Raw genomic sequence first — 13,028 nt, 5'->3', positions numbered from 1 at the left:
TCCTTGCGGGTCTCGGTGAACATGCCGACAGCGCGTTCACGCAGTTCGGTGGGGTAGTTGCTTGCCGGTCGTGCCATGGCTTCATTCTCCTAAGAAGTGAAGCCTCCGGACAACCCGGTGCGGTTCAGAAGTGCTGCGGCAGGGAGGTACGTACTGGCTGTCGGCATCGATGACCACGCTCCACCGCGCGTTCCGTGATCGAGTACGTCAACGACTGCCCCCACAGTGGCGCTCGTGCAGGACCAGAAGTCAGGCACGGTAGTCACATCGCAGGGACGGCCGACCAACAGCAACAATCTCAGCTGAACTCGGCCCCAACCGGAACTGCGCCGAACGGCGCAGGGCGACACGATTGGTGTGAAAGCCGAACTCACTTCCAAGGTGCGCATCCGTCATTCGAACAGTATCCTCCCGAGGGTCGTTGTTCGCCGGCGGGGGCCGAATGAGAAGGGTTTCGATGACCGGTCGAATGTGGTTGCGTCATGCTGCGAGTGTGGGCCTCGCAGCCCTCGTCTTCACGGTGACTTCGTGCGCGTACAGCGAAAGTAACTACGTGAGCCGAGTCGACATCACGATGCAGCCACCCGCTGCAACCGGTATCCCGGCACCTGCACCAGCGTTGAACCCGACTTTCGGAGGCACCGAGCCGGGTGCCTTGGTCGGGGCAGTCGAGTTCGACGAACTGGACCCTCAGATCACCGAAACCGGAGCGACCGCGCTCAAGATCGACTACCTCTCTCGGGACGCGAATTCGCCGGACCCCCGCACGGTTGCCGGTGCAGTGTTCATTCCCGCAGGCATTCCGCCCGAGGGCGGTTGGCCAATTCTGGCGTTGGGACACGGCTTCACAGGCGTATACGAGGAATGCGCGCCGACGAACCATCCCAACCTGCTGGGCAACGCACTCGTCGTCGGGGCATTTCTGCTGAACGGTTACGCCGTCACAATGGCTGACTACGTCGGCCTCGGTGACGGTTCGCCGTTTCCGATGCTCGATACACGAAGCTACGGGTACAACATCGTCGACTCCGTCCGAGCGATCAGGAACGTGTCCGACGGGTTGTCCTCGAAATGGGTCGCCTTCGGCGGATCTCTGGGTGGCGCCGCTGTATGGGCCGCCAACGAATTGGCTACCGATTATGGCCGTGGCCTCAACTTCCTCGGGAGTGTGAGCGTGTCGCCGGCAGCTGACATGACCGGTCTCGCTTACGCCGCGTCGGACATGTCGATGTCATCGGCGCAAAGACACCTTTACATGCTGGAAGTGCTCGCTCTGCAACGAACTACGCAGCCCGATATCGAGTTGACCGATTAAATGCGCGGCGATGCATTCGACAACAGGATTCTGGTCCAGGCCTGCTACGGGTCTGACGCAGACCGTGCGCAAGAGGTATTGGACAACCTCGACCCCAAAGATCTGGTACCGATCGACCAAGGTGCCGTCGACCGCCTTGCTGGTTGGCTATCTGAACTTGCGCTGCCATCGCGACCTTTGTCCGGACCTTTGTTGCTGATATACGCGTCCGAGGACGACATCGTCGACGTGGCATGGCTCGACAAAGCCTCGTCCGCGGCTTGCGCACTCGGCGGCACCATAGAGAGTGTGGTACGAGTGGGGCAGGGCCACGGTGACCTCGACGGTTCCCCCGCCGTCCCTTGGGTCCGCGAACGATTCGACGGCTTCGAGGCTCCCAATTCCTGTCCATAGACCACGCCGGGAACAGAAAAGCGAAGCCTGAACCACCCGAAACAGACTCGAAGTTTGCTTCGGAATCGAGAAGTGCTGCGCAGCAAAGAATCACATTCCGTCCAGTTGCAGCCGACTCCACCTGGGCCTACCGTGAGTCCGTCGCCGCCGTGTCGACACGTGAGAGACGTAGGAGAGTCGTGACCGAACAGACCGAGCGTGCTGACGTGCATCTGCAGGCCAAGTCGGTCTCCGACGATGTCGGCTACGACATCCGCGACCGATACCGCCCTGGAGCCGGTCCGGTTCTGGTCAGCGGCGTTCAAGCTATCGCTCGTCTCCTTGTCGAACAACAGGTCCGGGATGCAAAGAACGGCATCCGTACCGGCACATTCGTCTCTGGCTACCAGGGCAGCCCGCTGGCCGGATTCGACAGGCTTCTGGCGAGCACACCGACCCTGCGCAGTGACTACGACATTCGACTCGTTCCGGGATTGAACGAGGAAATAGCCGCCACTTCGGTGTGGGGCAGCCAGATCGAACTGCCGGTCGGAACCAGAACGCATGATTCAGTCGTCGGCGTTTGGTACGGCAAAGGCCCCGGCCTCGATCGCGCTACCGATGCACTTCGACACGGCAATATGTACGGAGCGCACCCCGAAGGCGGCGTGCTCATGCTCGTGGGCGACGATCCAGGCGCAAAGTCCTCGTCCATCCCCTGCGTCAGCGAGCGTTCGCTGGCAGCGATGAGCATCCCCACCCTCTACCCACGCAACGGCGCAGAAATGGTGGAGTTCGGACTGCACGCTATTGCCCTGTCCCGCTCGTCGGGGTGCTTCGTCGCCCTGAAAATTATCGCCGACGTCGCCGATGGCCTCTGGACAATCGATTCGAGCACGAGCGACGTCGAGATCACGGTCCCCGATGTCGAATGGGACGACAAGCCTTGGACGTACTCGCAACGTTTCTTCAAAGCGCCCCCGGACAGTGTGCTGGCCGAAGCCGACCTCCTCGGGCCACGCTGGGCGATGGTCGAGGCCTACGCCGCAGCGAACGCACTCGATGCAGTCGAGGTTGCCCCGGCGAACGCGCGGATCGGAATCATCGCCGCCGGAGGTGCGTACGACTCCATGAGGCAGGCGCTCGTCGATCTTGGCCTGTCCGATGAAGACCTGCGCGAGAACGGCATCCGCATACTGCGAATCGGCATGATCTACCCGCTCTCAGCTTCTCGCGTGCACGAGTTTGCCGACGGCCTTTCCGATATCCTCGTCGTCGAGGACAAAGTACCGTTCCTCGAATCCCAACTACGAGAAATCCTCTACGAGGCCACGGATTCCCCAAGGATTCAGGGCAAGAGGGCATCGGACGGGTCGCGTCTCGTCCCCATCGACGGTGAACTCACCGCAGCACGTCTCGCCGAACCCATCCGGAGAGCACTGTCGCCATTCGTCGACCTGCGTCGACCGCTTCCGCCGCCGCTGACGCTCACCCCGCTCGAAGCCAAGAGAACCGCCTACTTCTGCAGCGGGTGCCCGCACAACAGATCCACCGCTGTACCCGAGGGATCCATCGCAGGCGGCGGTATCGGCTGCCACACCCTGGTCACCATGTCCGGCCGGACCGACAGCGCAGTGAACGCCCTCACCCAAATGGGCGGCGAAGGCGCGCAGTGGATTGGCCAGGCCGAATTCGCCGACGTACCGCACACCTTTCAAAACGTTGGGGACGGAACGTTCTTTCACTCCGGCCAGCTCGCCGTCCAGGCGTGCATCGCTGCGGGCGTGAACATCACGTACAAGATCCTCTACAACTCGGCCGTCGCCATGACCGGCGCACAGGACGCCGAAGGCGGACTCGAAGTGCCGGCGCTGACCCACAAACTTGCATCCGAGGGCGTCGCACGCATCATCATCTGCGCCGACGAACCCGAACGGCATTCCAAGTCCGCGCTTGCGCCCGGCACCAAACTCCTGCATCGAGACCGACTCGACGAGGCACAAAAGGAACTGCGCGATATCGCAGGCGTGACAGTTCTGATCTACGACCAACGCTGCGCCGCCGATGCGCGACGCCAACGCAAACGCGGCAAGATTCCCGCGCGCAGCACCCGCGTCGTGATCAACGAGCTCGTGTGCGAAGGCTGCGGAGACTGCGGAGTCAAGAGCAATTGCCTCTCCGTACAACCGATCGACACCGAGTTCGGCCGAAAGACGCGTATCGACCAGTCGAGCTGCAATACCGACTACACCTGTCTCGATGGCGACTGCCCGTCGTTCGTGACGGTCGAAGTCCCGGACAATGCAGTAGTTCCGTCGAAACCTAAGAATGCGAGAATCACACCGCCCAAGGTGCCAGCGCCCGTCCTGGGCCCAATTGTGGGCACACACAACATCTTTCTCGCGGGTGTCGGCGGAACCGGCATCGTCACCGTCAACCAGGTGTTGGCCACCGCAGCCATGCGCGCGGGACTCCATGTGGAGGGCCTCGACCAAACGGGCCTCAGCCAGAAGGCTGGCCCGGTCACCTCGCACCTGCGCATCAGCTCGTCCATGGTCGAGCCGTCCAATCGCATCACTCCTGGCAACGCAGACTGCATTCTTGCCTTCGACCTGTTGGTCGCCGCAGACAGCAAGTACGTCGGTTTCGGTAACCGCGGGCGAACGGTCACAGCCGCATCGACATCCAAGACACCGACCGGTGACATGGTGTACGACGCCTCCGTGGCCTACCCTGACGAGTCGGGAATGGTGGAACGCCTGGAATCTGCATCGAAGATTCTCACTTCGATCGACGCCATGACAGCGGCCAAAGCCGTACTCGGCAGCACCGAAGCGGCGAACTTTCTGCTCGTGGGTGCCGCGTATCAGGCTGGTGGACTTCCCATTCCGGGGTGGGCGATCGAAGAGGGCATCGGTATCAACGGCGTCGCAGTCGCCGACAACATCGCGGCGTTTCGGTGGGGGCAGGTGGCAGTCGCCGATCCCGACCATTTCGCCGACGCCATCGCCCAGAAGGTCTTTCCCACGCACACGGAGGCTCCGGCCTCGATGTTCACGTACTCCCCCCTGCAAGGTGAAGTTCTCGAGCTTGTTCGCAGACGCGCGGGGGAGCTCATCGCATTCCAGAACCTGCGGCTTGCGCAGCGCTATGTGTCCACCGTCGAGCAGATTTGGCGTGCGGAGAGATCGGCTACCGATCGGACCGAATTCTCCGATGCCGTCGCGCGTGGGTTGTTCAAGCTCACCGCCTACAAGGACGAGTACGAGGTTGCGCGGATGCTCACCGACCCTCAGTTCATCGAACTCGTACGTGTCGAGGTGCCCGGGGCAAGCAAACTGACGTTCAAGCTGCACCCGCCGACTTTGCGAGCTCTGGGACGCAAAAAGAAGATCGGGCTCGGACCGAAGTCGCGCGTCCCACTGAAAGTACTTGCGCGCGGACGTGTTCTACGAGGAACTCCGCTGGACCTGTTCGGGTACGCGCACGTGCGTCGCGTCGAGCGCAAGCTGGTCGAGCACTATCGAACGCTGATGGCGGACCTCGCGAGCACACTGACGGAATCCAACTACGACCGCGCAGTCGACGCTGCACAGGCGGCCCACCTGGTACGCGGGTACGAGGGCATCAAGCTCGGCAACGTGGACAAGTACTACGCTCGGCTGGCGGAACTGGATCTGTGAGTTCGCCGAAGATGGGCTAGCGAAGGCTCATGGCCTGACCGTAGGCCGCGTCCAGACTCCGAGACATCCGTTCGATCGTGCTCGCCTGGGCAATGGCTTTCGTAGCCAGCCTGACGGACTCCTGGTACTGAGTGTCCGAGAAGAACAGATCCACTGCCTGAGCGACATCGAGCGGCCGACTCCCGGCGAGCGCGTAGCCGAGCGATTCCATACTCGGGATGGATCGGGCCAACACCGCGCACCCGGCATCAGCGGCCTCCAGGGTGGCCAACGGACCACCCTCCCACGCTGCGGTATGCACATAGAGGTCCGAAATCCGAAGTAGCTCGCGAACTTCGGTTGGCGGCAGCCACCCCGTGACCTCGACACCCGCACTCTCCAGAACGGCCCGACTGTGTGCTTCACCGTCGCCGATCCACACGAATCGATACCGGGACGATCCGAGTTCCGAGCAAACACGAGCGTAGAAGCCAGGGTCCTTCTGCGCCATGATGCGGCCGATCATGGAAATGACGGGCTTGCCCTCCACGCGCGGTGCTGCGCTACCGACGGCGGGTACCGGCATGACGATGTTCTCCACCACCTCCGAGGGCATGTCCCCGCGAAGTCCGAGACCGATCGACTCCTCGTGCGGCGACACGGCCACGAGGACCTGCGCTCGCTGCGCCAAAGTCTTTTCGACTGTGCGGTATACGTGCGTCTTCACCGCGCCATGACCAGCTTCCATCACATAGCAATGGGGAGAGTAGACAACTCGCGTCCCCCTCGGCAACATGGCACGCAGTGCACCCGCGTAACTCGAGTGAAGATGAACGATGTCGTAGTTGCCATCCAGCACGGCACGCCTGGCCTCGAGGAAAAACCCCCGCAGACCTCCGTCGACCCGATGAACATCGATTCCTGCTGGCAAATCGAGGGTTTCGTGTCCAACCCGCACTCGGGCGAACAGGCTGTGCTCGAACTGGTCGGCCCCCGTGATGTAGTGGATGATCGCACTGCGCACACCACCTCCGAAGGCTTCGGTGACGTGCAGAACTCTCAGCTTGTTTCCGATCATACCGAGCCCCTTCGCGTTTGCCACATGCGAGGAAATTATCCACGACTTTTCGCACTCTGCTATGTCGTGTGGTCGATTGAACAATGAGAACGCCTAGTGACATGAAACGGGTAGAGAAAAACCCCCTAAAACAGACTTGAAGATTATTGCTGCGTTAACCTACGTAACAAATGGTCGACAGAAATACCGTTTTTCCGACCACGCGGGGCTCCCGGCCATGCGTCCCGCACTCGCCGTGCGCAGCCGAACTGCTCGGATATAGTAGGCACCTACGCGCACGACGACCGAACAGGATTTCAATGAGCACCGAGCCCTCGGCGCAACACGCGGAAATGACGCCGGCGAAGCGGACTACCGATCAGATCCCCACCAACGCCCGCGAACAAATCGGTGAACGGCTATTTAATTTCGCGATAACTCACATACCGTCGCACACGATTCGTCAGAGCTGGCTCAGGTTTTTCGGAATGAAGATCGGGAAGAATACCTCGATCATGATGGGTACCCGCGTCCACGGGATTCAGCAGCTGACGGTGGGCAACAACTGCTCTATCGGCTTCAGGTGCCTACTCGATGCCCGCGGCGAGCTCACCATCGACGACGATGTCGTGCTGGCCAGCGATGTGCACATCGTGGCCGGCCACCACCTGGTCAATTCCGACGACTTCGGGCGGTTCTTGTCGCCGATTCACATCAAGCACCACGTGTGGGTTGCCAGTCGCTCAACCATCTTGGCAGGCGTCGAACTCGGCGTGGGAGCAGTTGTCGGCGCGTGCTCGTTGGTCAGGAAGGACGTTGCCGACATGGAGATTGTCGCGGGCGTTCCCGCCAAGCATGTCGGAGTACGGCGGTCATCTCTCGACTACCACCCGATCTTTCGTCCACTGATGTACTAGCGGTTCAGCAGTTGTTGGGCGCGGGCTGACCACCGAAGCGCTCGCCCAGCCATTGCACCGATGCTCCACCGTCGACATCGCCGTGGCCTTTGTCCGGCTGAAAGTCGGCTTCGATGACGCTGCCGAGCGCACACCCTTCGGCGATGGCGTCGTCGGTCCACCGAGTATCGATGAAGCTGTCCCGTCCGGCATAGATCACCATCATCGGTGCCGAGGCGGGACCGATGGGCAGTGCAGTTCTCTCCAGCAGCGAGGTCAACAACGACGCGGCCTCGGAGGACGCGGGCTCCACATCGTCGGCAGACATCTGGCTCAGGATTTCTCCGCGCTGGTTTCCCTCCGGCCCCGAACACGCGCCCAAGACATCCCAGTTCTCTCTGACCACACCCGATATGTAGTCATCGATTCGTAGATCAGGGTAAGACTTCTGAAGTCCCATCAGCATCCAGATGTACGCTGCCGCCTGATCGTCGGTGAGCGTGCCATCCAGCGCTTTTCGGACAATTCCGGACATGTCCGCCGAGGGGACGAGACTGACCGTTCCGACCAGTTCGAGTTCAGGCGCATACCCGGCCGCTTGCTCATTCGCTGCCCACGTCGCCCCGCCGCCCTGGGACCCACCGAACGCTGCCCACCGGTTGGACACAGACGGCGACAACTTGCGTAGTGCCCGAACCGAGTCGATAACGTTGAGGCCGGCAGTGCGATTGTCGAGGTACGGATGATTGCCGTCGGTGCCGAGCCCCTGATAGTCAGCCGCCGCCACCGCAAACCCGAGTTCGAGGTAACTCTTGATCAAACCAACAGAACCCAGCAAGTCGTTCGAAGCCGACGGTGCACACTCCTGCTGGATACCGGTGGTTCCGTGCGCAAATGCCATCACCGGCCAACCGCCGGGGGGTGGGTCACCGGGGGGAACGAACAGCGCGCCCGACACCTCGGTAGGTGTTCCGTCGATACCCGACGTCGACCGATACAGGACTTTCGCTGTGGTGCCGCCCAAGTTGGAGACCGAACGGTCGAAGGTGGGGATCGTCATCGCCTCGACCAAAGAGCCAGGCCCATCGGTCGCGAAATCCGCCGTGGTGATCGCCTGCGGTTCGGGCACGGCCTTCGGCTCCAGCGCCGAGGCGCACCCTGCCACCAGGGCCGCACACGTTCCGACTGCGGCGATCCACATGGCCGTGCGAGGCAGGATCGGCATGCGCATCAAAGTTCACCATTCGGTTCCGAATCCAACCCGGCATCAACGGGATTGGCCGGCTCGGTGGAATCCATGGAAGTAGCTTCCGGCAAAGCTTCGGCGCCGGAGGGCCCAACAAGCGAAGTGCACGAGTCGGCGACCGGCTCGGCTGCAAACCGGTCTGCCATCCACGCGAACGCCGCCACCGTGTCGAGGTCACCGTGCCCCTCACCGGGTCGCAGCCGCCAATCGATCACGTCGCCTCGCCCGCATGCGCGACGCACCGCGTCGAGCGTCCACGTCCAGCGCACCAGGTTGTCCTCGTCACCCTGCACCACGAGCATCGGTGAAGCCCCAACCCCCGATCCGGTTGTGTTTCCGGGCCCACCGGGCGCAAGCGGCAGCGACCATTGCGTCAGGCGGTCGGCGAGAACTTGCGCCGACTCCGGCGAGGACGGCGCGACGTCATCGGCAACGATGGATTCCGCTAGCTGGTTTCGGGTTTCCAACGCGGTTCCCGCGCACTGCAGCAGCGCGTCGTTGTTGGCCAGAACGTCCCCGTGCAGATAGTCGCTCAGCACGATGTCCGGATACACCTGGGCAAGACTGTTGACCGCGAACTGCATCAGTGGGAGTTGTTCGGGGGTCAACGCCCGGAGGAAAGCGTCGGTCGCGAGACCGGACATATTCGCAGCCGGAGCCAAGGCCACCGCACCCACGAGATCGAGCCCTGCTCCATAGCTCTGCTGCAATTCGTTCGCCGCCCATGATGCTTGCCCACCCTGTGAACCGCCGAAGGCAGCCCACCGCGCACTGGTGTCGGGAACGAGCTCCCGTGTGGCACGTACAGAGTCGATCATGTTGAAGCCGACGGTACGCGGCTCGAGGTACGGGTGCGGGCCGTCGCTGCCGAGCCCCTGATAATCCGGCATGACCACGACGTAGCCGTTGTTCACCAATGCGGCCACGGGGCCCGCGTTGCCGATGAGATGTGGGTACATCGACGGCGCGCAGTCTTCGAGCATTCCCGTCGTACCGTGCCCGTAGGCGACGATGTTCCATCCGCCCTCGGGCGCGAGACCCGGTGGAGTGAACACCGACCCTGTGACGACCGTCGGGGACCCGTCGACGCCGGATGTCGACCGATACGTGATGCGGTGCGACTCGCCGCCGAGCTTTCCGATCCGCATGTCTGCCGTCGAGAATCTCGACGAGTCGACCAGTGAACCCGGTGCCCCATCCGCGTATGTCGGGCCCGGTGGGGACGGCACGGTGGTGCTGGGGTTCGAGCTACACCCGGCCACAACCAATGCAGTCAGCGTCACCAGGACGAGTGCACCCTTCACGAGGACGGGCAATCATTGGCAGCTTGCTGACCGTCGAAACGGGCGCCGATCCAAGGAAACGCACGCGATGCGTCGATGGTGCCGTGCCCCTCTCCCACACGCAGTTCGGACTCGATGGATCCACCGGCCTCACATGCTTCGGACAGCACTCGAGCGGTCCACTCCTGATCGACGAGCTTGTCCTGATCGGCGTACATCACCAGCAGCGGCGCGCCCGCCATGTGATCCCCCAGAGCCCGTTCCTTCAACAGCGATGTCATCCTGGCTTCGGCAGCCGGAGACGCCGGAACCATGTCCGCAGGGTCTGCGTTCTCGAGCACTTCGATCGCATCGGGCACCCTCGGGCCGTTGCAGAGCACCAACAGATCCTTGTTGGCGGCCACCGATCCGCGCATATAGTCATCGAGGTTCAAATCCGGTGCGCTGGTCGCTTTCAGGCCGATGATGGCCAGGAAGTACAGGTGCAACTGATCTTGGGTGAGTGCGCCCGCCGTTGCCTTGGCCGGCAGGTCGGACACGTCGGCCACCGGGACCCAGGCCGCCGCGCCGACCAACTCGAGCCCCTGCCCGTAGCGTGGTTCCACATCGTGTGCCGCCCAGGTTGCGAGTCCTCCGAGGGAGCCCCCGAAAGCGGCCCACCGCGAACCCGCTGCGTCCGTCAGGTTCCGTGCCGCCCGAACCGCATCGATCATGTTGTGCCCAAGAGTGTTCGAGTCCAGAAACGGGTGTGCCACCGTCACACCACCGGCGCCGAGACCCTCGTAGTCGGACATCACGACCAAGTATCCGTTCAACAGCAATGCGGTGATGGGCAGCCACTGGTTGAGCAGATCGTCATACATCGACGGGCCACAGTCGAAGTTGATTCCGGTGTTGCCGTGGCCGTAGGACACCACTGGCCAGCCGCCCTCGGGAGCGGTGCCGCTGGGCACGAATACGGTCCCGGTCACCTCGGTTGTGCGCGACCCATCACCGGATGTCGACACATAGCGAATCTTCGTGACCTCGGCACCGGTTTCAGCGATGCGGGGAACGACGGTGTCGAAGTCTTCGGCAGCGAGCAACGCCCCGGGTTCTGTCCCTCCGAGCTGTGCGTTCGATGCGCTATCAGTCGGCTGCGCAGGCCGCGCGGCGGCGTTGGTTGTCACCGTCACTGCATTTCGCGTCGAAGACGACGTGGCCGGTTGAGTACAACCGGCCAGCAGCGCCATTGCCGCAGCGACTGCGCAGAGGCAACGAATACCCGAAGTCAGTGTCACGAACTGCTCTTCATCCTTGCTGCTGTGAGCACAGAACCAAGCACGTTGGCACCGACCAGGCGCAACTTTTCGGCCGCTTTCGCTGTGTCGTTCAGTTTGGTCCCTCCGTACCGCGCGAGCAGCAGAACTCCATCGGCAGACTTGGCCAGCAGAGCTGCGTCGCTGAACTGCAGAACAGGTGAGGTGTCGATCAGGACGAAATCGTACGTCGCGCGAAGTTCTTTCACGGTGTCGACCAGAATCTCGGTACTGAGCAGTTCACTCGGGTTGGGCGGGATCGGCCCGGACGCAAGGACAGACAAGCCCGGATGCGACGACTCCTGGACAGCACCGTCCAAAGGTGTGTGCCCAGCGAGAACGGAAGAGGTGCCGACGTCATCGGTCATGCCGAGGTGAGCCGCCAAACTCGGAGCACGAAGATCGCCGTCGACCACTATGACACTGTGTCCGATCTCACCCAACGCGATGCCGAGGCTGGCCACCACGGTGGTGGTTCCGGTTGCCGCCTTCGGGCTGGTGAACACCAGGACTCGTGCTTCTTTGGTAGCTCCCACGAACGACATATTGGTCCGCAACTCACGGAAGGCCTCGGACGCTGCCGGGCGCTCTGGCACGAACAACAACGGATGAGTGCCCTTGGTGATCTTCTCTCGCGGAATCACACCGACCGTCGGCGCCCCTGCCTGGTCGGTGAGGTTTTTCGCATCCTTCACCGACGTGTCCAGGCGAGCCTGCAGGACCGATACGACGAGTCCCAACAGCAGACCGGCAACCGCGCCCAGAGCGAGGTTGCGCACCCACTGCGGCGAGACCGGGGAGCTGGGGGTGTCGGCCAGCTCCACCAGCGTGGCGGACGCAGCTGGCGATCCGCCACGCGCGGATGTCTCCAGCTCGGACACGAGCTGGCTGGTCTGCGCAGCAATGGTATTCGCGAGATCGCGAGCGAGTTCAGGATCGGGGTCGAGTACCGAGATGTCCAGCAGAACCGACTCGGGCTGTGGTGTCGCGGTCACTTTTTCGACCAGTTCGCTCGCGCTCATGTCGATTTCCAGCGAATCGACTGTTCGCTGGGCCACCTGCTTGCCCGCGGCCAAGGACGCATACGAGGTGACGCGTTCGGTGGAGAACAGATTTCCTTGATATGCCTCGGCCACCGATGCACCACCGGTGGTGGTGACGAACAGCTGCGAGGATCCCTCGTATTGCGGCGTGGTGAACGCACTGATCAGTGCGGCACCTCCGACCGCGATCACCAGCGTCGCAACGATCGAAATCCATCGGCTGCGCCAGATTGCCAGGTACTCACGAATGTCCACCTACACGGTCTCCTGTTCGATAGCCGGGCATGCCGAGGCAAGTCCGGCGCTCCGCCCCTCGTGCGCGAATGAGTGAATAGTAATTCGGGACCCAGCAACCTCGCAGGACGAGAAATCCGCAGCGGTCGCCGCACCCTTTCAGCTCGACACTTGTCGAACTCCAGCCGACCGGGCATTCTGCATCTGTCGAAGCATCCTTAGCGACGCACTGCAAACTACCCGAACTCTGCAATAATTCGAACCCGACCCGGTCGGATTCGCCGCGAGCCGGTTCGAGGATGCACAGTTTCGAGTCCAGACTTTGCACGTTCATCCACCTGACGCGACGGAAGTAGAGACCACATGAAAAGCGCGTTGATCACGGGTATTACCGGTCAGGACGGTTTGTACCTGTCCGAGTTGCTGCACGACAAGGGCTACAAGGTGTACGGCCTGGTGCGCGGTCAGAACAATCCAAAGCGGGCGTTGCTCGAACAGAGTCACCCGTTCGTGGAGATCCTTTCCGGCAACTTGCTCGACCTGTCGTCGCTGATGCGGGCGTTCTCCGCCGCTCAACCTGACGAGGTGTACAACCTCGGTGCTGTGTCGTTCGTCGCATATT

Annotated in this window: 10 protein-coding genes; 5 read left to right on the top strand and 5 right to left on the bottom strand. The window is 62.3% G+C overall.

The features are described from left to right. Window positions 1-457 precede the first annotated feature (457 nt). The 3 genes from J1M86_RS23410 (at window position 458) to J1M86_RS23400 (ending at window position 5,370) form a co-directional block, all read left to right on the top strand. Complete coding sequence (locus tag J1M86_RS23410) at window positions 458-1,315, top strand: lipase family protein (protein WP_206511567.1); 858 nt, start codon at window positions 458-460, stop codon at window positions 1,313-1,315. Continuing rightward, window positions 1,316-1,708, top strand: coding sequence for a hypothetical protein (locus J1M86_RS23405; RefSeq protein WP_206511566.1), 393 nt, complete (start codon window positions 1,316-1,318; stop codon window positions 1,706-1,708). It abuts the gene before it with no gap. A gap of 206 nt (window positions 1,709-1,914) precedes the next feature. Then, window positions 1,915-5,370, top strand: coding sequence for an indolepyruvate ferredoxin oxidoreductase family protein (locus J1M86_RS23400; protein ID WP_206511570.1), 3,456 nt, complete (start codon window positions 1,915-1,917; stop codon window positions 5,368-5,370). 16 nt (window positions 5,371-5,386) lie between these two features. On the opposite strand, the gene J1M86_RS23395 is transcribed toward J1M86_RS23400, so the two are convergent. Further along, complete coding sequence (locus J1M86_RS23395; protein WP_206511565.1) at window positions 5,387-6,427, bottom strand: glycosyltransferase; 1,041 nt, start codon at window positions 6,425-6,427, stop codon at window positions 5,387-5,389. Window positions 6,428-6,894: 467 nt separating this feature from the next. Here J1M86_RS23395 and J1M86_RS23390 point away from each other — a divergent pair, with 467 nt between their 5' ends. Next, window positions 6,895-7,323: an acyltransferase gene (locus J1M86_RS23390; protein WP_230558286.1), complete on the top strand. Its 429-nt coding sequence runs from the start codon at window positions 6,895-6,897 to the stop codon at window positions 7,321-7,323. A gap of 4 nt (window positions 7,324-7,327) precedes the next feature. Here J1M86_RS23390 and J1M86_RS23385 read toward each other — a convergent pair whose 3' ends face one another. Genes J1M86_RS23385 through J1M86_RS26760 form a run of 4 tightly spaced genes read right to left on the bottom strand, consistent with a single transcriptional unit; the run spans window position 7,328 to window position 12,427 of the window. After that, entirely contained in the window at window positions 7,328-8,533 is a 1,206-nt protein-coding gene (locus tag J1M86_RS23385) for a lipase family protein (protein WP_241260588.1), read from the bottom strand. Continuing rightward, window positions 8,533-9,852 carry a lipase family protein gene (locus J1M86_RS23380; RefSeq protein ID WP_206511564.1) on the bottom strand — a complete coding sequence of 440 codons (1,320 nt, stop codon included), beginning with the start codon at window positions 9,850-9,852 and terminating at the stop codon, window positions 8,533-8,535. The genes J1M86_RS23385 and J1M86_RS23380 overlap by 1 nt, the downstream gene beginning before the upstream one ends. After that, window positions 9,849-11,111, bottom strand: coding sequence for a lipase family protein (locus tag J1M86_RS23375; protein WP_206511563.1), 1,263 nt, complete (start codon window positions 11,109-11,111; stop codon window positions 9,849-9,851). The genes J1M86_RS23380 and J1M86_RS23375 overlap by 4 nt, the downstream gene beginning before the upstream one ends. Then, entirely contained in the window at window positions 11,108-12,427 is a 1,320-nt protein-coding gene (locus J1M86_RS26760; protein ID WP_206511562.1) for a polysaccharide biosynthesis tyrosine autokinase, read from the bottom strand. The genes J1M86_RS23375 and J1M86_RS26760 overlap by 4 nt, the downstream gene beginning before the upstream one ends. A gap of 342 nt (window positions 12,428-12,769) precedes the next feature. Between J1M86_RS26760 and J1M86_RS23365 the strand changes: the two genes are divergently transcribed. Continuing rightward, window positions 12,770-13,028 (top strand): GDP-mannose 4,6-dehydratase (locus J1M86_RS23365; protein WP_206511561.1); only part of this gene is annotated, 259 nt, incomplete at its 3' end.

This window comes from Rhodococcus sp. KRD197, assembly GCF_017168235.1.
GTDB lineage: Bacteria > Actinomycetota > Actinomycetes > Mycobacteriales > Mycobacteriaceae > Rhodococcoides.
Note: the sequence above shows the minus strand (reverse complement) of the source record. Positions and strands in the feature narration are given on the sequence as shown.